This window comes from Pseudomonas sp. Pseu.R1, from assembly GCF_045764065.1.
GTDB lineage: Bacteria > Pseudomonadota > Gammaproteobacteria > Pseudomonadales > Pseudomonadaceae > Aquipseudomonas.
On the sequence record NZ_JBJGEE020000001.1, the window covers coordinates 4,471,675 to 4,496,620 of the forward strand.

Sequence of the window (24,946 nt, forward strand, 5' to 3'; positions counted from 1 at the left end):
CATGGTTAAAGGCGTGTTACGGGATCAGCGATTCACGGACGAGCGAGTCGCGGGTGATCTCGCTGATGGACTTGGCGCCGGTCAGCACCATCGCCACGCGCATTTCTTTTTCGAACAGGTCGAGCAGGTGCTTCACGCCCGCTTCGCCGTGGGTGGCGAGGGCATAGATGAAGGCGCGGCCGATCAGCACGGTGTCGGCGCCAAGGGCGATCATGCGCACCACGTCCAGGCCGCTGCGAATGCCGGAGTCGGCGAGAATTTTCAGCTCGCCTTTCACGGCGTCAGCGATGGCGGGCAGGGCACGGGCGCTGGACAGGACGCCATCGAGCTGGCGGCCGCCATGGTTGGAGACAACGATGCCGTCGGCGCCGAATTTCACGGCGTCGCGGGCGTCGTCAGCGTCGAGGATGCCTTTGATCAGCATCGGGCCGTCCCAGAAGTCGCGAATCCACTCCAGATCCTTCCAGGAAATCGACGGATCGAAGTTGTTGCCCAGCCAGCCAATGTAATCGGCAAGGCCGGTCGGGTTGCCACGGTAAGCGGAGATATTGCCCAGATCGTGAGGGCGACCGTTGACGCCCACGTCCCACGCCCATTGTGGGTGGGTCATGGCTTGCAGCACGCGGCGGGTCGGACCGTTACCGCCGCTCATGCCGGAGTGCAGGTCACGGTAGCGGGCGCCAGGCACTGGCATGTCGACGGTGAACACCAGCGTCTTGACCCCAGCGGCTTTGGCCCGCTCAAGGGCGTTACGCATGAAGCCGCGATCCTTTAGCACATAAAGCTGGAACCACATCGGGCGATCGATGGCCGGGGCCACTTCTTCGATGGAACAAACGGAAACGGTGGACAGGGTGAACGGAATGCCTTTGGCGGCCGCTGCACGTGCGGCTTGCACTTCGCCACGGCGTGCGTACATGCCGCACAAGCCGACCGGGGCCAGCGCGACGGGCATGCTCAGGGTCTCGTTGAACAGCGTGGTTTGCAGGTTCAGTTCGGACATGTTCTTCAGCACCCGCTGGCGCAGGGCGATCCCGGCGAGGTCCGAGACGTTGTGACGCAATGTGTGTTCGGCGTAAGCGCCGCCGTCGGCATAATGGAACAGGAACGGCGGCAGCTTGCGTTGCGCTGCAGCGCGGTAGTCGGTGGAGGCGGAAATGATCATGGAGTCTCGCTGCTGTATTGGGAGAACAGAATCAGCGACCGGGCGCGCATCAAGGGCGCCCGGCGCTCGTCTCTTTAGTGAACCAACATGCCAGTGAACCAGTACGCCTGAGCGTAGGTGATGCAGCCGACGATGGCGGCGAAGAAGATGCTGTGCTTGAGGGTGAAGCGGAACAGGTCCGATTCCTTGCCGACCAGACCGGTCGCTGCGCAGGCAACGGCGATCGATTGCGGGGAAATCATCTTGCCGGTTACACCGCCGCTGGAGTTGGCGGCCACCATCAACACGTCACTCACGCCGACCTGGTGCGCGGTGGTCGCTTGCAGCGAGCCGAACAGCGCGTTGGACGAGGTGTCGGAACCGGTCAGGAACACGCCCAGCCACCCGAGGAATGGCGAGAAGAACGGGAATGCTGCACCCGTCCCTGCCAGTACCAGCGCCAGGGTGGTGGACATGCCCGAGTAGTTCATGACGAAGGCAAAGGCCAGCACCATACCGATGGAGACGATGGCCCAGCGCAACTCGATCAGCGTTTCTTTAAAAGTGGTCAGACCAGTTTTGACACCGATGCGCAGGACGATCATCGCCAGAATGGCCGAGACCAGAATGGCGCTGCCCGAAGCGGCCAGCAGGTCAAACTTGTAAACGGCTGGCATCGCGGTCGGGTTGGCGACGATCGGAGCAGCTTTCATCACCAGTTGATCCAGGTGTGGAACCGGGAAGTTCATGGTCAGCGCCTGCAGCGGCCCGCCTGCCGCAAACAGTGCCTTGAAGGGCTTCAGGGTCCAGATCGTCACGATCACGGTCAGGATCAGGAACGGCGACCAGGCCTTGATGATGGTGCCGGTGGAGTACGGCGATTTCTGAGTGGTGCGCTGCTGACCAAATCCGCCAGGCCCACCGCCCATCACCACTGCACCGCCGCCTGCGCTGGCGACTTGCATGTCGGTCGCGCGCGCTGGCTGCCAGACTTTCAGGAAGAAGGTCAGGGCCACGAGGCTGACGAGTGCTGACGTGATGTCAGGCAATTCCGGGCCGATGAAGTTGGAAGTCAGGTACTGGGTGATCGCGAAGCTGCCGCCTGCGACCAGCGCCGCTGGCCAGGTTTCCTTCACGCCTTTCACGCCGTCCATCATGAACATCAGCCAGAACGGCACGAACACCGACAGAACCGGCAATTGACGCCCTGCCATGGCGCCGATCTTGAACGCGTCGATGCCCGAGACCTGGCCGGCGACAATGATCGGAATCCCCAGTGCGCCGAATGCGACCGGAGCGGTATTGGCGATCAGGCACAGGCCTGCTGCATAAAGCGGGTTCAGACCGAGGCCGACCAGTAGCGCCGCCGTGATGGCCACGGGGGCACCGAACCCGGCCGCACCTTCCAGGAATGCACCGAAGCAAAAGCCGATCAACAACACCTGCAAGCGCTGGTCATCGGTAATCGACATGACCGAACTGCGGATGATCTCGAACTGGCCGCTCTTGACGGTGAGTTTGTAGAGGAAGACCGCCGCAATGATGATCCACGCGATGGGCCACAGGCCATACAGGAAGCCGTAAATCGCCGAGGCGATGGCCATGTCCGCAGGCATGTTGAAGGCGAAAATCGCGATCAGCACGGCAAGCAACAGGGTAATGGTCCCCGCAACATGTCCTTTCAGCCGGAAGATGGCCAATGCCACGAAAAAGAACACGATGGGAATGACTGCAACCAGCGCCGAAAGGCCCAGGCTGCCGAGGGGTGTGTAGAACTGTTGCCAGGTTTGCATGTAGGAGGCCTCTAGTTGTTTTTGGTTAGGCCCGGTGTCCATGTCTTACGTGCGCGGCTCCTGCAAGCGACAACTGCTTGTCTGTCGTCCTGCCGGCGCTGACGAACGAATCGCACAGCTCACCAGCTCAAACGTTCCGCCGTCGCGAAGCGCTTGCGGTGCGTCGTGGAGATAGCCACGGATCACCGGCATCGCTAAATTGGTAATACCAATTTACAATGTCTTGGCGCTAGGTTAAAAGCCTTGGTGTTGGTGTGTCAATTTGTGACTCTAAAACTTTTGTAGCAGTTATCCCGGTTTTTTCCTGAAACGCTGATTTGTCCTACATCTGCTGGGTGAATGTCTGATCACAATCAGCGAGAATATGCGCCCCCGCTGTTATGTCAGGCGTGGGCAGCAGGGGATGTGGAGTGAAGTGGTATGGGCTTTGATCAGGTGCGTCAGCGCCGCTTGTCTGACGATATTGTCGAGCAGCTCGAACGAATGATTCTCGAAGGCACGCTACGAGCCGGTGGGCGCCTGCCTGCCGAACGCGCGCTGGCCGAGCAATTCGGCGTGTCGCGCCCTTCGTTGCGTGAAGCCATTCAAAAGCTCACCGCCAAGGGGCTGTTGGTCAGCCGTCAGGGTGGGGGCAATTACGTTGTCGAGAACCTGGGGTCGACATTCAGCGACCCATTGCTTCACCTTTTGGAAAGCAGCTCTGAAGCACAGCGGGATTTGCTGGAGTTTCGGCACACGCTGGAAGCCTCATGTGCCTATTACGCAGCCATCCGCGCAACGGATCTTGACCGGACAAGACTGCGCGAAGCGTTCGATGCGTTGCAGGATTGCTACAGCCGGGTCGACGAAGTGAGCCGTGCTGAAGAGGGCGCCGCGGACGCGAACTTCCACCTCGCCATCGCCGAGGCCAGCCATAACGCCGTGTTGCTGCACACCATTCGCGGCCTGTTTGATCTGCTCAAGCGCAACGTCGTGACCAACATTGGCGGGATGTACAAACAGCGCGCAGAAACCCGCGACATGCTGATCAATCAGCATCGAGAGTTGTATCTGGCGATCATTGAGGGGCGGGCGGACGACGCGCGAGAAGTGTCGAGCCGTCATTTGCTCTATGTGCAGGAAGTGCTGGAAGAGGTGCGTCAGCAGGTGCAGCGCACGGCACGCGCCGAGCGACGCAACGGGATTTAGAGATGTTGCTGGAACCCACTGTGGGAGCGAACTCATTCCGGGCGGCGATCCGACGATTGGGCGTTATATCCGATGGATATCTGTCGGATGTACAACCGCATCGCGAATGAATTCGCTCCCACAGGTGTCTCGCCTTGGTCAGGCAAGCCGCGCCAGGAGCTCGAAGGACGTCAGTCTTCCTTACCCTTGTTACGCACGGCCCGTTGCAGTTCGCGATCGGAATCGCGCGCCCGCTCGGTGTCACGCTTGTCGTATTCCTTCTTGCCTTTACCCAACGCGATTTCGCACTTGATCAAGTGCGCCTTCCAGTACAGGGAAAGGGCGACAGCGGTGTAGCCTTTTTGCGCAACCGATGCGTTGAGCCTGTCCAGCTCGCGCTTGTTGAGCAGCAATTTACGGGTGCGTGTCGGGTCAGCGATGACGTGTGTGCTGGCGGTCGTAAGCGGCGTGATATGGCTGCCCATCAGCCAGGCCTCGCCGTCCTTGAGCAGCACGTAACTGTCAACCAGCTGCACCTTGTTGGCACGCAGGCTTTTTACTTCCCAGCCGGACAGGACCAGACCGGCCTCGAACTTGTGTTCGATGAAGTAATCGTGTCGCGCCTTTTTGTTTTGCGCGATGGTCCCTGTGGGATGTTTCTTGAGCTTGGCCATAGGCGACGCATTATAGGGATCAATGGTGCTCTCGGCTATGGGGAGAGGACGTGACCTGTGTGCTTGAGCACGCAGGGTGAATCCCGGACAATGCGCGCTCTTTTTTGGGTGTTGAGCGTGTCAACGATGTCGACGGACAAGGTTTCGGTTCACGGTAGCTGGGCTAGCCGCTGGGTATTCATCCTGGCTGCCACGGGCTCGGCCGTGGGGTTGGGCAGTATATGGAAATTCCCTTACATGGTCGGCGTGTACGGCGGCGGTGCCTTCGTTCTGGTGTTTCTGGCGTGCATCGCGCTGATCGGCATTCCGGTGATGATGGCCGAAACACTGATCGGCCGCCGTGCGCGGCAGAGTCCGGCCAATGCCCTCAAGGTGCTGGCGCGCGAGGCGGGGCACTCCGGGAAATGGTCCTGGGGCGCCTTCGCGGGGATGATCACCGCGCTGCTGATCCTTTCTTTTTATAGCGTCGTGGGCGGTTGGTCGCTGGAGTACATCCTTGATGTCGGCAAAGGCGATTTCAAAGCGGTGACCCCGGATGGTGTCGGTGCATTCTTCGGCGAGATGATCGCGGATCCTTGGCGCATGGTGGGCTGGCATACGTTCTTCATGCTGCTGTCGGCGATCACCATTGCCAAGGGCGTGAACGCGGGCCTTGAACGCAGTCTGCGCATCCTGATGCCGCTGTTGTTCTTGTTGATGGTGATTCTGCTGGGTTACAGCCTGACCACCGGGCACTTCATGGAAGGCCTGCATTTCATGTTCGACTTCAAGCCCGAGCAGATCATGGACGGCTTGTTGCCCGCGATGGGGCATGCCTTCTTCTCGCTGAGCGTCGGCGTCGGCTCGATCATGATTTATGGCGCGTACATGACCAAGGAGGCCTCGATCAGCGCCACGGTTGTGGGTGTTGCGCTGCTGGACACCTTTGTTTCGCTGCTGGCAGGCCTGGCATTGTTTCCGATTGTGTTCGCTGCAGGTCTCAATCCGAGCGAGGGGCCTGGGCTGATGTTTGTCACCTTGCCTTACGCATTTGGTAACGTGGCGTTCGGCACGGTCATGGGCGTGGTGTTCTTCATTCTGGTCGCGGTGGCGGCCTGGAGTTCAGCCATCTCGCTGCTGGAACCGATGGTTGCGTACCTGGTAGAGCGCACGAAGGTGCGCCGTGGCTGGGTGACATTCTGGCTGTCGTTCATCTGCTGGTTCGTTGGGTTGGGAACGGTGCTCTCGTTCAACATCTGGAAGCAGGCCAAGTTTTTCGTGAACGAAGGCGGCGCGTTCCACCTCTACCAATGGGGTGCGACGGCAGGGCTGGATTTCTTTGGCGTGATCGATTTCTTCACGTCACGGATCATGCTGCCGCTGGGTGGATTGTGTTTTGTGATTTTCGCAGGTTGGGTGATGGGGCGTGAGGCGGTGCGTGACGAGCTGTCCGTACGCAGTCCGGCCCTGTTCGCTCTGACGTTCTTTTTGATGCGCTACGTGGCGCCGATCGGCATTCTGATTGTCTTTGCCGCTCAGCTTTGGAAATGACGCTGACATGACTACGCATATTCAACGTTCGGCCCTGCTGCCCTACCCGGCCAAGGCGCTGTATGACCTGGTCAACGATGTGGCTCGGTACTCCGAATTTCTGCCGTGGTGCTCGGGTACGACGGTGCTTGAACACAGTGAAACCAGCATGCGCGCGCGTGTCGAGGTCGCCAAGGGCGGGTTGAGCCAGCACTTCGTGACACGTAACACACTGACGCCCGGGCAGATCATCGAGATGAATCTTGAAGAAGGGCCGTTCAGCCAACTGCACGGCGTCTGGACGTTCAAGGCGCTGAACGAGAAAGCCTGCAAGATCAGTCTGGATCTGTCGTTCGATTACTCAGGCTCAATCGTGCGTGCAACCTTGGGGCCGTTGTTCAATCAGGCAGCGAACACGCTGGTTGATGCGTTTTGCCAGCGTGCCAAAGAGTTGTATGGCTGAGTCGATGATTCGAGTCGAAGTGGTGTATGCCACGCCCGAGTCTCAGCTGTTGATTGCTGTTGAAGTGCCGGTGGGGACTACGGCCTCGGCGGCGGTTGAGGCGTCGGGTATTGCGCACAGATTGGTAGGAGTGGATCTGGCGCAGTGCCCGCTGGGCGTGTTCGGCAAGGTCATCGGCAATCCTCAGGGGCGCGTTTTGGAGGCGGGGGAGCGGGTCGAAATCTATCGACCGTTGCTCGCTGACCCAAAAGAGGTGCGTCGGCTGCGCGCTGAGAAGGCGGCAAAGGCGAAAAAGCAGCAAAAATCGATTTAACGTTTGCATCGAATCGATTGAGCATGTCTAGTCCTGAAATAGGTTTACGCCTGTTTCGCCCTCAAAGCGCTCGATGCACCGCATCGGGCGTTTTGTATTTCCAGGCCTGATGTGGCCGCTTGCGGTTATAAATATCCACCGATTCGTCGACCATACGCTTGGCTTCGGCCAGGTCTCTCGGGCGATGTAGCAGAAACTCTGTCTTCAATATGCCGTTCACCCGCTCTGCCAGCGCGTTCTGGTAGCAGTCATAACCATCCGTCATCGAACACCTCACCCCGTGCCTGGCGTGCAGCTTCTGATACAGATCCGAGCAGTATTGCGAGCCACGATCAGAGTGATGCACAAGCACCTGATCTGTTTTTCTATCCCTCAATGCCTTGCGCATTGCCTGGACAACCGAGTCGGCATGCAAGGTTTCATGCACGTGATGACCAACTATTTTTCGAGAGTAAGCATCGGTGACCAGGCTCACATACGCGACGCTTTGCTGGGTGGGCAAGTAGGTGATGTCTGCCACCCAGACCTGCTCGGGACCGGTGGCTGTCACTTGCTCGGGGCCAGGTTTTAATCTGTTGGGATGACGCCGGAAGCGATGATGGCTGTCAGTGGTCTTGTGGTAGGCGCGCTTGCGCGCAATCAGTTGACGGTTGTCTCTGAGGATGTCGAATAGCCGATCCCGACCCACCGTCCGCGCCAGCTCAGGCTCGCCTTGCATCAGACCATGTAGTTTGCGCGTGCCCAGCCGCGGCATCTGAAGTCGGGTTTCCAGTACAAACCCCAGTACTTTCTGAGCGTGGCTGGCTTGCATGTCGCAGACCCGGTTTCGCTTGTAGTAAGCCTGCCGGGATATACCCAGAAATTGGCAAGCCCTGACGATGCTCAGACCTTGGATTTGCCCTTGGGAGAGGACTTGCCGGATCGCTTTTTTACGACTGAAACACCGTAATCATTCTTCAGCACGTCAACCACGGCTTCGAAGAACTGGGCTTTCTGATTGGCAAGGGCGAGCTTTTCTTCAAGCTCCTTGATTCGCTGCTCTGGGGTCAGCGGCAGCTTCGGATCGTCCATCGGTCGGCTCCTCTGGGCACGAATGTAGGCGCCTTGGCTCCAGTCTTGGCGCCCATGCTTGCGTAACCACACCAGCACAGTCGAACGCCCCTGAATCCCGTAACGCCGTTGAGCCTCTTTATAACTCAACTCGCCTTTTTCGACCTGATCGACGACCGCCAATTTAAAGCTCAGCGTGTAATCCCGCTGACTGCGCCTTTTTCCCGAATCCATTGGTTTCTCCTGAGGAAAGGTCAGAAGGTGTAAACCTTATTCAGGACGGGACAGCAGGCACAAAAAAGCCCGGAATTGCCGGGCTTTTTTTTGTTACCGCACGAGGGTGGCAACGACGATCACTGGGGATTGGTATCCAGTGGTTCCTGACTTGGAACAGGCACGGCTTCGGCCTTGTCGACGTCGTTCTGGATCTGCTCAAGCAGCGAACCTGGTTTCGGTGGTGCTTCCTTCTGAGGCTGATCCCCTTTGTTTTCGGGGGTGACAGTCGTGTCGCTGCTTTTTCCGAGGATCGCCTCGTCGCGGCTGACACCCGGCTTGAAGTCGCCGGACAGGCTGGCCAGTTGATCGTTACCGTTGAAAATCAGGCTGATCCGTTCCTGTTGCCGCTCACCGCCACCTGGCTGAAGACTGTACAGATAGTCCCAGCGCTCAGGGTGAAAGGTGTCTGTCAGCAAGGGATTACCCATGATAAACCGTACTTGCCGCCGGGTCATTCCGGGGCGTAACTGGTCTATCATGTCTTGCGTGACGACATTGCCCTGTTGGATGTCGATTTTATAAACCCCGGGGAATGAACAACCGGCGAGTGCGAGCAGTCCCACGAAGGTGAAACTGGTTAGCAAGAGCTTGGTGTTTTGCATCGGTGGGCGACTTCCACTATCTTGGCTGGGACAACGTAAACCCCGATCATACCTGCATTAAGAGAAGCTGCGAAGCAGCGTCTGCGAGAAAGCTGACCATGGTTGAAAATAGCGAACTACGCAAAGCTGGACTTAAAGTGACCCTGCCACGGGTCAAGATCCTTCAAATGCTCGATTCTGCAGAGCAGCGCCACATGAGCGCGGAAGACGTCTACAAGGCGCTTATGGAGGCCAATGAAGACGTCGGTCTGGCGACGGTTTACCGTGTTTTGACTCAGTTCGAAGCAGCCGGGTTGGTGGTTCGCCACAACTTCGACGGCGGTCACGCCGTATTCGAACTGGCGGACGGAGGCCACCACGACCATATGGTCAACGTGGATTCCGGTGAAGTGATCGAATTTTTTCACAAAGGAATCGAAGAGCTTCAGAAACAGATCGTTGCCGAACACGGCTTCGAGCTGGTGGACCACAATCTGGTGCTCTACGTACGGAAGAAAAAGGCGTAAGTCTTTTTTTGAAACAAAACAAAGGCGACCTTCGGGTCGCCTTTGTTTCGTGTTGTTTGAGGTTGAATGGGCTGACACAGGATTGTGCTGTCGTCCGGGAGTGTGAGTCGGCCACTGTCAAGACTTCACGGCAACCACCATCTTCTTTGCATGGGCCAGCGACTCTTTCGTCAGGTCGATCCCGCCCAACATCCTCGCCACTTCTTCAACGCGCTCATTTTTCGTCAGCTTGGCCACTGCTGTGCGCGTCGCATCGCTCTCGCGTACTTTGTGCACGAACAAATGCTGATGCCCTTGGGCAGCCACTTGCGGCAAATGGGTCACGGTCATGACCTGACCACGCTCGCCGAGCCTGCGCAAGAGTTGGCCGACAATTTCCGCTGTAGGTCCACCGATACCCACGTCCACTTCGTCGAACACCAGTGTCGGTATGCGCGAGGTTTGCGCGGTGATCACCTGAATCGCCAGACTGATCCGCGACAGCTCACCGCCTGATGCCACTTTGGCCAGTGCTTTGAGCGGTTGACCGGGGTTGGCGCTGACCAGCAGTTCCACCTGCTCCAATCCATTGGGAGACAGCTCTTTATCTGTGTTCTGGCGCAGCTCGATATTGAAGCGCCCACCGGGCATGCCCAGCCGCTGGATCTCCTGCTCCACGGCCAAGGCCAGATCCGGGGCTGAGCGGTGGCGCAGGTCGCTCAGTTCACGTGCCTTTTCCTGATAATGGCGGGCGTATGCGCCCAGCTCATGCTCAAGGCGTTCGACGGCTTCGTCATTGGCGTTGAGTGTTTCAATCTCGTCCAGCAGCTTTTGATGCAGTGCCGGGACTTCGCTTGGCTGTATGCGGTGCTTGCGGGCCAGTGTGTAAATGGTGTCCAGGCGTTCTTCAATCTGTTGCAGGCGCGCGGGGTCGGCTTCGAAGCGATCAAGAAAGCGATTGATCTCGCCAACGGCTTCTTCAACCTGAATCTGAGCGCTAGAAAGCAGGTTCGTCGCTTCATTCAAGGCGTCGGGCGAGTTGTTCACGCTGGTCAACCGGTTGAGGCTGGCGGTCAGCGCATTCAGCGCGTTGCCTGAGTCGCTCTCGCTGCACAGCTCGACCACTTGTCGACAAATACCCAGTAGGCTTTCGGCGTTGGTCAGTGTGGTGTGTTCCTGTTCGAGCTGTTCCAACTCGTTTTCGCCCAGGCTCAACCCTTCGAGTTCTTCGAGCTGATAGCTGAGCAGTTGATGCTTGGCGCGCTGCTCGTCCCCGGAATTGGCGAGTCGCTCCAGTTCCTGACGTGTTTGCCGCCAGCGCTGGGCGGCCAGTTGAACCTGGCGTGCCAGCTCGGTCGCGCCTGCGTATTCGTCGAGCAGCCGACGATGGGTATCGGTCTTCAGGAGTGACTGGTGCTCGTGCTGGCTGTGTATATCGATCAGCAATTCACCCAGCGCTTTCAGGTCGCCCTGAGGGCAGGGCGTCCCGTTTATATAAGCGCGCGAGCGGCCTTCTGCCGTGATCACTCGGCGCAGAATGCACGGCCCATCTGTTTCCATATCGCGTTCGGCCAGCCAGTTGCGGGCTTCGGGGATGTCGGACACATCGAACGTTGCAAGGATATCTGCCTTGTCGGCACCCGGCCGCACGACACCGCTGTCGGCTCGATCGCCCAGAGTCAGGCCCAGAGCGTCGAGCATGATCGATTTGCCCGCGCCGGTCTCACCGGTAATCACGCTCATGCCTCGATCCAGTTCCAGATCGAGATGCTCAACGATGGCGTAGTTGTGTATGGACAGGTGCACCAGCATGCGGGCGGCTCCCAAGCGAATGGTCTGGTTATTTATACAGTGTTTTGCGTTGGGCTGACAATGCCCGTCCTTAGCTCGATTTGGCAGGTCTCGAACAGTTTTTAGCACTGAAACAGCGTTTTTGCGCCGCGTTTACAGCTGTCCGGCCATGTCGGAATATTTGTGGGGTTATTCGCCTGATCCTGCATGTCGCCCCCTTGAAGCCAAAAATTGCGGCCCCATATAGGCGGGCAGAAGCGTGAGTTGAGCTCACGGACGTTATTAGGAGGAGAAAACAATGGCTGACGAACAGAACCCGGATACGCAAGCTCAGGATCAGGCTGCAGAGGCGGCGACTTCTGGAGAGGATTTGGCAACCCGCGTGCAAGTGCTGGAAGAGCAACTGGCTGCGGCACAGGACCAGTCCCTGCGTGTCGCTGCGGATCTGCAAAACGTCCGCCGCCGCGCCGAGCAGGACGTAGAAAAAGCCCACAAGTTCGCGCTGGAGAAGTTCGCAGGCGACCTGCTGCCGATCGTCGACAGCCTGGAGCGGGGTCTGGACCTGTCCAACCCGGACGATGAAAGCATCCGTCCGATGCGTGAAGGCATCGAGCTGACGCTGAAAATGTTCAACGACACCCTCAAGCGTTATCAGCTGGAAGCCATCGATCCGCATGGTCAGCCGTTCAATGCCGAGCACCATCAGGCCATGGCAATGCAGGAAAGTGCAGACGTCGAGCCGAACAGCGTGCTCAAAGTGTTCCAGAAAGGTTATCAGCTCAACGGTCGTCTACTGCGCCCGGCCATGGTTGTGGTCAGCAAGGCACCGTCGCCTGTTGCACCGTCGATTGACGAGCAGGCTTGAAATCAGCTGAGTGAGCCCCATCTAAGGGCCATGGTTTAAAGAATTACCGCAATTTGTAAACGCAGTTGCGGCAACCCAATTAAAGTTTCGGGAGAGTCAAACATGGGCAAGATTATCGGTATCGACCTGGGGACCACCAACTCCTGCGTCTCGGTGCTTGAAAACGGCGTCGCCAAGGTCATCGAAAACGCCGAAGGCGCGCGTACCACTCCGTCGATCATCGCTTACGCGAACGACGGCGAAATTCTGGTAGGCCAGTCCGCCAAGCGCCAGGCTGTTACCAACCCGCACAACACCCTGTACGCGGTGAAGCGTTTGATCGGCCGTCGTTTCGAAGAGAACGTCGTACAGAAAGACATCGAGCTGGTGCCTTATAAAATCGTCAAGGCCGACAACGGCGACGCGTGGGTTGAAGCCAGCGGCAAGAAAATGGCACCTCCGCAAATTTCTGCGGAAGTCCTGAAAAAGATGAAGAAGACCGCCGAAGACTACCTCGGCGAAGCGGTCACCGAAGCGGTGATTACCGTTCCGGCCTACTTCAACGACAGCCAGCGCCAGGCCACCAAGGACGCCGGTCGCATCGCCGGTCTGGACGTCAAACGTATCATCAACGAACCGACCGCAGCCGCTCTGGCCTACGGCATGGACAAAGCTAAAGGCGACCACACTGTCATCGTTTATGACCTGGGTGGCGGTACTTTCGACGTTTCGGTCATCGAAATTGCCGAAGTCGATGGCGAGCACCAGTTCGAAGTGTTGGCCACCAACGGCGACACCTTCCTGGGTGGTGAGGACTTTGACATTCGTCTGATCGACTACCTCGTTGACGAATTCAAGAAAGAAAGCGGCATGAACCTCAAAGGTGACCCGCTGGCGATGCAGCGTCTGAAAGAAGCTGCTGAAAAAGCCAAGATCGAGCTGTCTTCCAGCCAGCAGACCGATGTGAACCTGCCGTACATCACTGCAGACGCCACCGGTCCAAAGCACCTGAACGTGAAGATTTCCCGTGCCAAGCTGGAGTCGCTGGTTGAAGACCTGGTGCAGCGCACCATCGAACCTTGCCGCATCGCACTGAAAGACGCCGGTATCGACGTTGGCGCGATCAACGACGTGATCCTGGTCGGTGGTCAGACCCGTATGCCGCTGGTTCAGAAAACCGTGACTGACTTCTTCGGTAAAGAAGCCCGTAAAGACGTCAACCCTGACGAAGCCGTTGCCATGGGTGCTGCGATTCAAGGCGCCGTTCTGGCCGGTGACGTGAAAGACGTTCTGCTGCTCGACGTCAGCCCGCTGACCCTGGGTATTGAAACCATGGGTGGCGTCATGACTGCGCTGATCGAGAAAAACACCACGATTCCGACCAAGAAATCGCAAGTGTTCTCGACTGCCGATGACAACCAGAGTGCCGTGACCATTCACGTGCTGCAAGGTGAGCGTAAGCAGGCTGCGTCCAACAAGTCGCTGGGCAAGTTCGACTTGGCCGAGATTCCACCAGCGCCACGCGGCGTGCCTCAGATCGAAGTGACCTTCGACATCGATGCCAACGGTATTCTGCATGTTGGCGCGAAGGACAAGGCGACTGGCAAAACTCAGTCGATCGTGATCAAGGCCAACTCCGGTCTGTCGGACGAAGAAATCCAACAGATGATCCGTGACGCTGAAGCGAACTCGGAAGAAGATCGCAAGTTCGAAGAGCTGGCTGCTGCCCGTAACCAGGGTGACGCGCTGGTTCACTCGACTCGCAAGATGGTCGCTGACGCGGGTGACAAGGTCACTGCTGAAGAGAAAACCGCGATCGAAGCCGCTGTCGTTGCGCTGGAAACTGCCGTAAAAGGCGACGACAAGGCTGCCATCGACGCGAAAGTCGAAGAACTGTCGAAAGTCTCCGCTCCAGTGGCGCAGAAGATGTACGCCGAGCAGGCCGAAAAGCCTGAAGCGGGCGCACAGGCTGCCCAGGAAGAACACAAGGCTGACGACGTTGTCGACGCTGAGTTCGAAGAAGTGAAAGATCACAAGTAAGCGCAGGTTTACTTGATCGCCGGTTGACCCCTTTTGAGTGGCCGCTGGTAGGATGTCGCCGCGCGGGGGCTTGCTCCCGCGTTGGTGTGTCTGGAATACGCAAAATTTCCGGGCTCGTGAGTTTGTTTTGCGGGCTTTGCGGCAAAGTCGGGGTGCTCCTGCAAACCGGCTTGTTCTGCCGCTTTACTCGGTCGATAGAAGGCCGTTGAACCAAAGACCAGGATCGTTGAATTGACGTGAGTTGGGTCCGGGCCTGAAAGGGGCTCAACGAGTTCGGCACGCTCAGGAGCGTGGTGCCGGACGTCCTCAAGAGTGCAGAAAACTTATGTCAAAACGTGACTATTACGAAGTATTAGGAGTGGAGCGCGGCTCCAGTGAGGCGGACTTAAAAAAGGCGTACCGTCGTCTCGCGATGAAATATCACCCTGACCGCAACCCGGGCGACAAGGCCTCGGAAGATGCGTTCAAGGAAGCCAACGAGGCTTATGAGGTGCTGTCCGACGCCAGCAAACGTGCGGCCTACGATCAGTATGGCCATGCCGCGACGGATCAGGGCATGGGCGGCGGTGGAGGTTTTGGCGGTGGCGCGAACTTCTCCGACATTTTTGGCGACGTGTTCAGCGATTTCTTCGGAGGCGGTCGTGCAGGTGGCGGTGGTCGCGGCGGCGCTCAGCGTGGTAGCGATCTGCGTTACACCCTTGAGCTGAACCTCGAAGAAGCGGTGCGGGGCACTACAGTCAGCATTCGCGTGCCGACATTGGTTAATTGCAAACCATGTGACGGCAGCGGCGCCAAGAAAGGCTCTTCTCCGGTTACGTGCCCAACCTGCGGTGGTATCGGTCAGGTTCGGATGCAGCAGGGCTTTTTCTCTGTTCAGCAGACCTGTCCGCGTTGCCACGGCAACGGCAAGATCATTTCCGATCCTTGCGATTCCTGCCATGGCGAAGGCCGGGTCGAAGAGTACAAGACGTTGTCGGTCAAGGTTCCGGCAGGCGTGGACACTGGCGACCGTATTCGTCTTTCCGGCGAAGGTGAGGCGGGTGTGCAGGGTGGGCCGACGGGCGACCTGTACGTTGTGATCAACGTGCGTGAGCACGACATCTTCCAGCGCGATGGCAAGCATCTGTATTGCGAAGTGCCGATCAGCTTCACCGACGCCGCATTGGGCGGCGAGCTGGAGGTGCCGACGCTGGATGGTCGCGTCAAATTGAAGATTCCGGAAGGCACCCAGACTGGCAAACAGTTCCGTTTGCGCGGCAAGGGCGTTGCACCGGTGCGTGGCGGTGGGCCGGGCGATCTGATGTGCCGTGTCGCAGTGGAAACCCCGGTTAATCTCAGCCGTCGTCAACGCGAGTTGCTCGAAGAGTTGCGTTCGTCGCTGGAGGGCGACAGTTCGCATTCGCCTAAAGCCAGTGGCTGGTTCGAAGGCGTGAAGCGTTTCTTCGGCGACCTCTAAGGAGCACTGCATGCGACGTATTGCTGTGATGGGCGCTGCCGGGCGCATGGGCAAAAATCTGATCGAGGCCGTGCAATTGCGCGCGCCTCAGGCGGGGTTGACGGCGGCGATCGTTCGGCCGGGTAGCACCATGATCGGTGCCGATGCGGGTGAGTTGGCCTCTCTGGGTCGGATTGGCGTGCAACTGACGGGTAATCTCGAACAGGTGCTGGACGAGTTCGATGTGTTGATCGACTTCACCCTGCCGGACGTGATGCTGAAAAATCTCGCGTTCTGTCGCAAGGCTGGCAAAGCCATGGTAATTGGCACGACGGGCTTGAATGCCGAGCAGAAGCAGACGCTGCTTGAGGCGGGCAAGGAGATTCCAATCGTCTTCGCCTCCAATTTCAGTGTTGGTGTGAACCTGTCGTTCAAACTGCTGCATCTGGCGGCGCGAGTGATGGGTGAAGATGCTGATATCGAAATCATCGAGGCGCATCACCGCAACAAGGTCGATGCACCTTCGGGGACTGCGGTCAGCATGGGTGAAGTGGTAGCCAAGGCGCTGGGTCGTGACTTGAGCAAAGTTGCCGTCTACGGTCGTGAAGGCCATACCGGCGTGCGCGAGCGCGAGACCATCGGCTTTGCAACTGTTCGCGGCGGTGACGTGGTGGGTGATCACACCGTGCTGTTCGCTGCTGAGGGTGAGCGCCTGGAAATCACTCACAAGGCCTCAAGTCGCATGACCTTCGCCAAAGGTGCGGTGCGTGCAGCGCTATGGCTCGATGGCAAAGAAGCCGGTCTATACGACATGCAGGATGTGCTGGATTTGCATTGATCTGCCTTGTTTCGATCTGGTCGAATCACGCAACGAATCAGCAACAATGAAGGCAGGAGAGGGGTTTTCCCTGTATCCTGCCCGCAGTTTTGAACCGCTAAGCGATGTCCTGTCGCATTCTCCAGCCTTAAAGGCGTTTTAGCGGTGGATTAAAAAAGCCCTTTTCTGTAAGCTACAGCTTTAGTGTGTCCACTAAAAGCGCGCAGATAATTCGATGAAAAAAAGCGGGGTGACGTGTCAATACGTCATTCCGCTTTTTTACAACCTGCGATCGCCCTTTCAGGCTTTATTACGGGAGGTCTTCTTGACTAAGCCAGCCATACTCGCCCTTGCTGATGGCAGCATTTTTCGCGGCGAAGCCATTGGAGCCGACGGTCAAACCGTTGGTGAGGTCGTGTTCAACACCGCAATGACCGGCTATCAGGAAATCCTTACCGATCCTTCCTATGCCCAGCAAATCGTTACCCTGACTTACCCGCACATCGGCAATACCGGCACCACGCCGGAAGACGCCGAGTCCGACCGCGTGTGGTCGGCAGGTCTGGTGATTCGTGACCTGCCACTGGTAGCGAGCAACTGGCGTAACAAGATGTCCCTGGCTGACTACCTGAAGGCCAACAACGTCGTTGCCATCGCGGGTATCGACACTCGTCGTCTGACCCGCATCCTGCGCGAAAAAGGGGCGCAGGATGGTTGCATCATGGCCGGCGACAACATTTCCGAAGAAGCCGCCATCGCGGCAGCGCGGGGCTTCCCAGGCCTGAAGGGCATGGATTTGGCGAAAGTCGTCAGCACCCAGGAAAGCTACGAGTGGCGCTCCAGTGTCTGGAGCCTGCAGACTGACAGCCATCCTGAGATCGCAGCCTCCGATCTGCCATACAACGTGGTTGCGTACGACTACGGCGTTAAAACCAACATTCTGCGCATGCTGGTCGAGCGCGGCTGCCGCGTGACCGTGGTGCCTGCTCAAACACCCGCGAGCGATGTGCTGGCGCTGAATCCCGATGGCGTGTTCCTGTCCAACGGCCCAGGCGATCCTGAGCCTTGCGACTACGCTATTCAGGCCATCAAGGATGTGCTGGAAACCGACATCCCTGTCTTCGGTATCTGCCTGGGTCACCAACTGCTGGCTCTGGCCTCCGGTGCCAAGACTGTCAAGATGGGCCATGGCCACCACGGTGCCAACCATCCGGTTCAGGATCTGGACACCGGGGTCGTCATGATCACCAGCCAGAACCATGGTTTTGCAGTAGACGAAGCCACCCTGCCGAGCAACGTCCGCGCGATCCACAAATCGCTGTTCGACGGCACCCTGCAAGGTATCGAGCGCACCGACAAGGACGCCTTCAGCTTCCAGGGCCACCCTGAAGCGAGCCCGGGCCCTAACGACGTCGCGCCGCTATTTGATCGCTTTATCACAGCCATGGCCAAGCGTCGCTAAGCGGCTGACTTGCGACTGTAGCGAGCAGGTGGCTGCGGCAGCCGGATTCATCCGACAGCCTGCCCGGCCACCTCAGAGAATGTTCAAGACGGCTTGCCGACTGACACAGGATTCGAGTGACAACCCATGCCAAAACGTACAGACATTAAAAGCATCCTGATTCTTGGCGCTGGCCCGATCGTGATCGGCCAGGCCTGCGAATTCGACTACTCCGGCGCCCAAGCCTGTAAGGCCCTGCGCGAGGAGGGCTACCGCGTCATTCTGGTGAACTCCAACCCGGCTACCATCATGACCGACCCGGCCATGGCCGACGCCACTTACATCGAACCGATCAAGTGGGCGACCGTTGCCAAGATCATCGAGAAAGAGCGTCCAGACGCACTGCTGCCGACCATGGGCGGCCAGACCGCGTTGAATTGCGCATTGGACCTTGAGCGAGAAGGCGTTCTGGAGAAGTTCGGCGTCGAGATGATCGGTGCTAACGCCGACACCATCGACAAGGCTGAAGACCGCTCCCGTTTCGACAAGGCCATGAAAGCCATCGGTCTGGAGTGCCCGCGCTCGGGTATCGCCCACACCATGGAAGAGGCCAACGCCGTTCTCGAAAAACTGGGCTTCCCGTGCATCATCCGTCCGTCCTTCACCATGGGCGGTACTGGTGGTGGCATCGCTTACAACCGTGAAGAATTCGAAGAAATCTGCGCCCGTGGTCTGGACCTGTCGCCGACCAAAGAGCTGCTGATCGACGAATCCCTGATCGGCTGGAAAGAATATGAAATGGAAGTTGTCCGCGACAAAAAGGACAACTGCATCATCGTCTGCTCCATCGAGAACTTCGACCCGATGGGCGTGCACACCGGTGACTCGATCACCGTGGCTCCTGCGCAGACCCTGACCGACAAGGAATACCAGATCATGCGCAACGCCTCGCTGGCGGTGCTGCGTGAAATCGGTGTCGAAACCGGTGGTTCCAACGTGCAATTCGGTATCTGCCCGGACACTGGCCGTATGGTCGTGATCGAAATGAACCCGCGCGTATCCCGTTCCTCGGCGCTGGCTTCGAAAGCCACCGGCTTCCCGATCGCCAAGATCGCGGCCAAGCTGGCTATCGGTTACACCCTCGACGAACTGCAGAACGACATCACTGGCGGCCGTACCCCGGCGTCCTTCGAGCCTTCGATCGACTACGTCGTGACCAAGCTGCCACGTTTTGCCTTCGAAAAATTCCCGAAAGCCGACGCTCGCCTGACCACTCAGATGAAATCCGTGGGTGAAGTCATGGCCATCGGCCGTACCTTCCAGGAATCCTTGCAGAAAGCGCTGCGCGGTCTGGAAGTGGGTGCCTGCGGTCTGGACCCGAAAGTGGATCTGGCTGGCCCTGAAGCGAACAGCATCCTCAAGCGCGAGCTGACTGTGCCGGGCGCCGAGCGTATCTGGTACGTCGCCGATGCTTTCCGTGCGGGCATGACCCGTGACGAGATTTTCGCGCTGACTAACATCGACCACTGGTTCCTGATTCAGATCGAAGATCTGATCCAGGAAGAAGAGAAGGTCAAGACTCTGGCTCTGTCCTCCATCGACAAGGAGCTGATGCTGCGTCTGAAGCGTAAAGGCTTCTCTGACCAGCGTCTGGCCAAGCTGCTGGGCATCACCGACAAGAATCTGCGTCGTCATCGCCACAAGCTGGAAGTGCTGCCGGTCTACAAGCGCGTTGACACCTGCGCGGCCGAGTTCGCCACCGACACCGCCTATCTGTACTCCACGTACGAGGAAGAGTGCGAAGCCAATCCTTCGACTCGTGACAAGATCATGATTCTGGGCGGCGGTCCAAACCGTATCGGTCAGGGTATCGAGTTCGACTACTGCTGCGTACACGCCGCGCTGGCACTGCGCGAAGACGGCTACGAGACCATCATGGTCAACTGCAACCCGGAGACCGTCTCCACCGACTACGACACCTCCGATCGTCTGTACTTCGAGCCGCTGACGCTGGAAGACGTGCTGGAAATCTGCCGTGTCGAGAAGCCCAAGGGCGTCATCGTCCACTACGGCGGTCAGACTCCGCTGAAGCTGGCGCGCGCGCTGGAAGAGGCCGGTGTGCCGATCATCGGTACCAGCCCAGACGCAATCGACCGTGCCGAAGACCGCGAGCGCTTCCAGCAGATGGTTCAGCGCCTGAATCTGCTGCAGCCGCCAAACGCCACTGTTCGCAGCGAAGACGAGGCCATTCAAGCCGCAGGGGGTATCGGTTACCCGCTGGTCGTGCGTCCGTCGTACGTACTGGGTGGTCGTGCCATGGAGATCGTTTACGAGCTGGACGAGCTGAAGCGTTATTTGCGCGAAGCAGTCCAGGTCTCCAACGACAGCCCTGTTCTGCTCGACCACTTCCTGAACTGCGCCATCGAGATGGACGTGGATGCGGTCTGCGACGGCACTGATGTGGTGATCGGCGCGATCATGCAGCATATTGAACAGGCTGGCGTTCACTCGGGTGACTCGGCGTGCTCGCTGCCCCCTTACTCGCTGAGCAAGGACGTACAGGACCAGGTTCGCGAGCAAGTGCGTAAAATGGCGCTGGAACTGGGCGTCGTGGGCTTGATGAACGTGCAGTTGGCGCTGCAGGGCGACAAGATCTACGTGATCGAAGTCAACCCGCGTGCTTCCCGTACCGTACCGTTCGTTTCGAAGTGCATCGGCACGTCGCTGGCGATGATCGCTGCACGCGTCATGGCAGGCAAAACCCTTAAAGAGCTGGGCTTCACCCAGGAAATCATCCCGAACTTCTACAGCGTCAAAGAGGCGGTGTTCCCGTTCGCTAAATTCCCGGGCGTTGACCCGATCCTCGGCCCAGAGATGAAGTCGACGGGTGAAGTGATGGGGGTGGGTGACACCTTTGGTGAGGCGTTCGCCAAGGCGCAAATGGGCGCCAGCGAAGTGCTGCCGACCGGTGGTACTGCGTTCATCAGCGTGCGCGACGATGACAAGCCGCTGGTTGCAGGTGTTGCGCGTAACCTGATCGAGCTGGGCTTCGAAGTGGTTGCCACTGCGGGTACTGCGCGTGTGATCGAAGCCGCCGGCTTGAAGGTGCGTCGCGTCAACAAGGTGACCGAAGGTCGTCCCCACGTGGTCGACATGATCAAAAACGACGAAGTGTCGTTGATCATCAATACCACCGAAGGCCGTCAGTCGATCGCTGACTCTTACTCGATTCGCCGCAATGCGTTGCAGCACAAGATTTACTGCACGACGACCATTGCGGCGGGTGAAGCCATCTGCGAAGCGCTGAAATTCGGTCCGGAAAAAACCGTTCGTCGCTTGCAGGATCTGCATGCAGGACTCAACGCATGAGCATGACCAAATATCCAATGACCGTTCAGGGCGCTCGCGCCCTGGAAGACGAACTGAACCACTTGAGCAAGGTCGAGCGTCCGCGCCTGAGCCAGGCCATCGGTGAAGCGCGAGAGTTGGGCGACCTGAAGGAAAACGCTGAATACCATGCTGCCCGCGAAGAGCAGGGCATGGTTGAAGCGCGTATTCGAGATATCGAAGGTCGTCTGCAAAACTCGGTGGTGATTGACGTCACCACCATCGCTCACACCGGCAAGGTCATCTTCGGCACGACTGTCGATCTGGCCAATGTCGAAACCGACGAGCAAGTGAGCTATCAGATCGTGGGTGAAGACGAGGCCAATATCAAAATGGGCAAAATTTCAGTCGGTGCGCCGATTGCCCGGGCGATCATTGGCAAGGAAGAAGGCGATGTCGTGGCAATCAAGACCCCAAGTGGTCTGGTTGAGTACGAAATCGTAGAGGTCAAGCACATCTGACCCGCTGACTCGCAAGCTGCCCGTGGCGGGTGGCTTGCGAAGACGAGGTTCCGCTCAGGGCGCTCAATTCGCGCCCCTGAGAGGAATACCGTTACTTGTAACGGTGGATGTTGGACAGTTGTTTGTTCGGCTGCGGGTTCTTGCGGTAAATCAGTGCCATCTTGCCGATGGTCTGCACCAGCTCCGCACGACCCAGTTTGCACAGTTCATCGATCACCGCGCGACGGTCTTCGCGGTCTTCCAGTTTGATCTGAACCTTGATCAGTTCATGATCCACCAGTGCGCGCTCAAGCTCGGCCAGAACGCCTTCGCTCAGGCCATTGCCCGCGACCATCAGAACTGGCTTCAGGTCATGTCCAATGGATTTGTACTGTTTCTTCTGCTCGTTATTGAGCGGCATAATCTGACCCTTTTCGTCTGATTCTGTAAAATTGGCGGGCATTTTACCCGAGGGGCCGTGGCTCCGCCCAGTTAATCACGACCCTTTATCAGCGAGGTGCCCCGTGGCGCAGCGTTCCAAAAGCAGCCATAACTGGCTCAGAGAGCATTTCAACGACCCTTTCGTCAAACAGGCGCAGAAAGACGGCTACCGTTCGCGCGCGAGCTACAAACTGCTGGAGATCCAGGAGAAGGATCGCTTGATCCGGCCGGGCATGACCGTGGTCGATCTCGGTGCTGCGCCAGGAGGCTGGTCTCAAGTGACCAGTCGTCTGATTGGTGGTCAGGGGCGTTTGATCGCGTCCGACATCCTGGAAATGGACAGCATCCCCGATGTGACCTTCATTCAAGGGGACTTCACCGAGGACGAGGTTTTCAAACAGATCCTCGCGGCGATCGGTAATACGGAAGTAGACCTTGTGATTTCCGATATGGCCCCCAATATGAGTGGAGTGAGCGCAGTGGACATGCCACGCGCCATGTTCCTTTGTGAGCTGGCACTCGATCTTGCTGGTCGGGTTCTGCGTCCGGGTGGTGATTTCCTGATCAAGATCTTCCAGGGTGAAGGTTTTGACGCGTACCACAAGGAAGTTCGCAAAATGTTTGACAAGGTGCAGATGCGCAAACCCTCGTCGTCCCGGGATCGCTCTCGTGAGCAGTACTTGCTGGGGCGTGGTTTCAAGGGGGGTTATGAGGCGCAGGGCGGTTTTGAGTAAAGGCAATAGCTTTTTTCAAATGGCTTTATTCACGAACCGTAACGAACATCTTGCAGTCAAAGTTTCACAAAGGGTTACAGACACCGCCTGCCACGCCTGTAGGATCTGTAGTAAGTTAGGCCGGTGAATATCATGCGAGGCACGCTCCAGCCTGGCGCTTGCTTCAGAGGGTAGCTAATTGAACGATATGGCAAAGAATTTGATCCTGTGGTTGATCATCGCTGCGGTCCTGGTGACCGTGATGAACAACTTCTCCAGCCCGAACGAGCCGCAGACCCTCAACTACTCCGAGTTCATCCAGCAGGTGAAGGATGGCAAGGTCGAGAAAGTTGCCGTTGACGGCTACGTCATCACGGGCAAGCGCAGCGATGGTGATACCTTCAAGACCATTCGTCCGAACATTCCGGACAATGGTCTGATCGGTGATCTGGTCGACAACAACGTGGTGATCGAAGGTAAGCAGCCTGAGCAGCAAAGCATCTGGACTCAGTTGCTGGTTGCCAGCTTTCCGATCCTGGTGATCATTGCTGTCTTCATGTTCTTCATGCGTCAGATGCAAGGTGGCGCGGGAGGCAAGGGCGGGCCGATGAGCTTCGGTAAGAGCAAAGCGCGCTTGCTGTCCGAGGATCAGGTCAAGACCACTCTGGCGGACGTCGCCGGTTGTGATGAAGCCAAGGAAGAAGTGGGGGAACTCGTAGAGTTCCTGCGTGATCCGGGTAAATTCCAGCGTCTTGGTGGTCGTATCCCGCGTGGCGTCTTGATGGTCGGCCCTCCAGGTACTGGTAAGACCTTGCTAGCCAAGGCCATTGCCGGTGAAGCGAAAGTGCCGTTCTTCACCATTTCCGGTTCCGACTTCGTCGAGATGTTCGTGGGCGTGGGCGCAAGCCGTGTTCGCGACATGTTCGAACAAGCCAAAAAGCACGCGCCTTGCATCATTTTCATCGACGAAATCGACGCCGTCGGCCGCCATCGTGGCGCCGGTATGGGCGGTGGTCACGACGAGCGCGAGCAGACCCTCAACCAGTTGCTGGTCGAGATGGACGGCTTTGAGATGAACGACGGCATCATCGTGATCGCCGCCACTAACCGTCCTGACGTGCTCGACCCTGCACTGCTGCGTCCGGGCCGTTTCGACCGCCAGGTTGTCGTCGGGCTGCCAGACATTCGCGGTCGTGAGCAGATTCTCAAAGTGCACATGCGTAAAGTACCGATGGGCGATGATGTCAACGCAGCGGTGATTGCTCGCGGTACGCCAGGCTTCTCGGGTGCTGATCTGGCCAACCTGGTCAACGAAGCGTCGTTGTTTGCTGCTCGCGTCGGCAAACGCATCGTCGAGATGAAAGAGTTCGAGCTGGCAAAAGACAAGATCATGATGGGTGCTGAGCGCAAAACCATGGTCATGTCCGAGAAAGAGAAACAGAACACCGCGTATCACGAAGCAGGTCACGCCATCGTTGGGCGTGTCGTGCCTGAGCATGACCCTGTCTACAAGGTATCGATCATCCCTCGTGGTCGCGCTTTGGGCGTAACGATGTTCCTTCCGGAAGAGGATCGCTACAGCCTGTCCAAGCGAGCACTGATCAGCCAGATCTGTTCGTTGTACGGCGGTCGCATCGCTGAAGAGATGACGCTGGGCTTTGATGGCGTCACCACGGGCGCATCCAACGACATCATGCGTGCCAGCCAGATCGCTCGAAACATGGTGACCAAGTGGGGCCTGTCCGAAAAAATGGGGCCGTTGATGTATTCCGAGGAGGAAGACGGCGGCTACTTGGGGCGTGGTGGTGGCGGTCAGAACGCCAGCCTCTCGGGTGAAACGGCGAAGATGATCGACTCCGAAGTGCGCAGCATCATCGATCATTGCTACGGCACCGCCAAGCAGATCCTCACCGACAATCGCGACAAGCTGGACGCAATGGCTGATGCATTGATGAAGTACGAAACCATCGATGCCGAACAGATCGACGACATCATGGCCGGCCGTACGCCACGCGAGCCGCGTGACTGGTCGGGCGGTACCGGTAGCTCCGGAACGCCTACTGCGCCTGCAGGCCCACGTCCTGAAACGCCTATTGGCGGTCCAGCAGCTGATCACTAAGG

The 24,946-nt window shown here is 58.1% G+C and carries 20 protein-coding genes and 1 pseudogene; 14 read left to right on the forward strand and 7 right to left on the reverse strand.

What is annotated here, in order from left to right; translation table 11 throughout:
* Positions 1-16: 16 nt before the first annotated feature.
* Both lldD and ACI5GA_RS20450 read right to left on the reverse strand, forming a co-directional pair.
* Positions 17-1,165 (reverse strand): FMN-dependent L-lactate dehydrogenase LldD, encoded by a 1,149-nt coding sequence (gene lldD / locus ACI5GA_RS20445; RefSeq protein WP_421424036.1) that lies wholly within the window; start codon positions 1,163-1,165, stop codon positions 17-19.
* Between the two features lie 74 nt (positions 1,166-1,239).
* On the reverse strand, positions 1,240-2,937 hold the full coding sequence (locus tag ACI5GA_RS20450; protein WP_421424038.1) for a lactate permease LctP family transporter: 1,698 nt from the start codon (positions 2,935-2,937) through the stop codon (positions 1,240-1,242).
* A 420-nt stretch (positions 2,938-3,357) separates the two neighbouring features.
* Between ACI5GA_RS20450 and ACI5GA_RS20455 the strand changes: the two genes are divergently transcribed.
* Positions 3,358-4,125, forward strand: a complete 768-nt coding sequence (locus ACI5GA_RS20455) for a GntR family transcriptional regulator (protein ID WP_421424040.1) — start codon at positions 3,358-3,360, stop codon at positions 4,123-4,125.
* 170 nt (positions 4,126-4,295) lie between these two features.
* Here ACI5GA_RS20455 and smpB read toward each other — a convergent pair whose 3' ends face one another.
* The gene (gene smpB / locus ACI5GA_RS20460) at positions 4,296-4,778 is read right to left on the reverse strand and encodes an SsrA-binding protein SmpB (protein WP_404639606.1); all 483 of its coding nucleotides are present in this window, start codon (positions 4,776-4,778) and stop codon (positions 4,296-4,298) included.
* Between the two features lie 126 nt (positions 4,779-4,904).
* Here smpB and ACI5GA_RS20465 point away from each other — a divergent pair, with 126 nt between their 5' ends.
* From ACI5GA_RS20465 to ACI5GA_RS20475, 3 genes are read left to right on the forward strand one after another with little or no spacing between them, the layout of a single operon-like run.
* On the forward strand, positions 4,905-6,308 hold the full coding sequence (locus tag ACI5GA_RS20465; protein ID WP_421424043.1) for a sodium-dependent transporter: 1,404 nt from the start codon (positions 4,905-4,907) through the stop codon (positions 6,306-6,308).
* 7 nt (positions 6,309-6,315) lie between these two features.
* Positions 6,316-6,750 carry a type II toxin-antitoxin system RatA family toxin gene (locus ACI5GA_RS20470; RefSeq protein ID WP_404639602.1) on the forward strand — a complete coding sequence of 145 codons (435 nt, stop codon included), beginning with the start codon at positions 6,316-6,318 and terminating at the stop codon, positions 6,748-6,750.
* The gene (locus ACI5GA_RS20475) at positions 6,743-7,063 is read left to right on the forward strand and encodes an RnfH family protein (RefSeq protein WP_404639600.1); all 321 of its coding nucleotides are present in this window, start codon (positions 6,743-6,745) and stop codon (positions 7,061-7,063) included. Before ACI5GA_RS20470 ends, ACI5GA_RS20475 begins: the two co-directional genes overlap by 8 nt.
* Before the next feature lie 27 nt (positions 7,064-7,090).
* Here ACI5GA_RS20475 and ACI5GA_RS20480 read toward each other — a convergent pair.
* Positions 7,091-8,347, reverse strand: a pseudogene (locus ACI5GA_RS20480) (IS3 family transposase).
* Positions 8,348-8,466: 119 nt separating this feature from the next.
* Positions 8,467-8,991, reverse strand: coding sequence for an outer membrane protein assembly factor BamE (locus ACI5GA_RS20485; RefSeq protein WP_421424046.1), 525 nt, complete (start codon positions 8,989-8,991; stop codon positions 8,467-8,469).
* Positions 8,992-9,089: 98 nt separating this feature from the next.
* Here ACI5GA_RS20485 and fur point away from each other — a divergent pair, with 98 nt between their 5' ends.
* Positions 9,090-9,497: a ferric iron uptake transcriptional regulator gene (gene fur / locus ACI5GA_RS20490; RefSeq protein ID WP_108237931.1), complete on the forward strand. Its 408-nt coding sequence runs from the start codon at positions 9,090-9,092 to the stop codon at positions 9,495-9,497.
* Between the two features lie 117 nt (positions 9,498-9,614).
* On the opposite strand, the gene recN is transcribed toward fur, so the two are convergent.
* Positions 9,615-11,288 carry a DNA repair protein RecN gene (gene recN, locus ACI5GA_RS20495; RefSeq protein WP_421424048.1) on the reverse strand — a complete coding sequence of 558 codons (1,674 nt, stop codon included), beginning with the start codon at positions 11,286-11,288 and terminating at the stop codon, positions 9,615-9,617.
* Positions 11,289-11,565: 277 nt separating this feature from the next.
* Here recN and grpE point away from each other — a divergent pair, with 277 nt between their 5' ends.
* From grpE to greA, 7 genes are all read left to right on the forward strand, one after another.
* Positions 11,566-12,132, forward strand: coding sequence for a nucleotide exchange factor GrpE (gene grpE, locus ACI5GA_RS20500; protein ID WP_404639160.1), 567 nt, complete (start codon positions 11,566-11,568; stop codon positions 12,130-12,132).
* Between the two features lie 102 nt (positions 12,133-12,234).
* On the forward strand, positions 12,235-14,151 hold the full coding sequence (gene dnaK, locus ACI5GA_RS20505) for a molecular chaperone DnaK (protein WP_404639161.1): 1,917 nt from the start codon (positions 12,235-12,237) through the stop codon (positions 14,149-14,151).
* Positions 14,152-14,476: 325 nt separating this feature from the next.
* Positions 14,477-15,607, forward strand: a complete 1,131-nt coding sequence (dnaJ, locus tag ACI5GA_RS20510) for a molecular chaperone DnaJ (RefSeq protein ID WP_404639163.1) — start codon at positions 14,477-14,479, stop codon at positions 15,605-15,607.
* A 10-nt stretch (positions 15,608-15,617) separates the two neighbouring features.
* Positions 15,618-16,424 (forward strand): 4-hydroxy-tetrahydrodipicolinate reductase, encoded by an 807-nt coding sequence (dapB, locus tag ACI5GA_RS20515; RefSeq protein WP_421424051.1) that lies wholly within the window; start codon positions 15,618-15,620, stop codon positions 16,422-16,424.
* Positions 16,425-16,728: 304 nt separating this feature from the next.
* A complete protein-coding gene (gene carA / locus ACI5GA_RS20520; RefSeq protein WP_404639167.1) occupies positions 16,729-17,865 on the forward strand; it encodes a glutamine-hydrolyzing carbamoyl-phosphate synthase small subunit in 1,137 nt (378 codons plus the stop codon).
* 126 nt (positions 17,866-17,991) lie between these two features.
* Entirely contained in the window at positions 17,992-21,213 is a 3,222-nt protein-coding gene (gene carB / locus ACI5GA_RS20525; protein ID WP_421424052.1) for a carbamoyl-phosphate synthase large subunit, read from the forward strand.
* A gap of 2 nt (positions 21,214-21,215) precedes the next feature.
* Positions 21,216-21,692: a transcription elongation factor GreA gene (gene greA / locus ACI5GA_RS20530; protein WP_404639358.1), complete on the forward strand. Its 477-nt coding sequence runs from the start codon at positions 21,216-21,218 to the stop codon at positions 21,690-21,692.
* Positions 21,693-21,783: 91 nt separating this feature from the next.
* On the opposite strand, the gene yhbY is transcribed toward greA, so the two are convergent.
* On the reverse strand, positions 21,784-22,092 hold the full coding sequence (yhbY, locus tag ACI5GA_RS20535) for a ribosome assembly RNA-binding protein YhbY (protein ID WP_404639171.1): 309 nt from the start codon (positions 22,090-22,092) through the stop codon (positions 21,784-21,786).
* Positions 22,093-22,195: 103 nt separating this feature from the next.
* Between yhbY and rlmE the strand changes: the two genes are divergently transcribed.
* Together rlmE and ftsH are read left to right on the forward strand one after the other, a co-directional pair.
* Complete coding sequence (gene rlmE / locus ACI5GA_RS20540) at positions 22,196-22,846, forward strand: 23S rRNA (uridine(2552)-2'-O)-methyltransferase RlmE (protein WP_404639173.1); 651 nt, start codon at positions 22,196-22,198, stop codon at positions 22,844-22,846.
* A gap of 187 nt (positions 22,847-23,033) precedes the next feature.
* Positions 23,034-24,944, forward strand: coding sequence for an ATP-dependent zinc metalloprotease FtsH (gene ftsH / locus ACI5GA_RS20545; protein WP_404639175.1), 1,911 nt, complete (start codon positions 23,034-23,036; stop codon positions 24,942-24,944).
* The last annotated feature ends 2 nt before the right edge of the window (positions 24,945-24,946 follow it).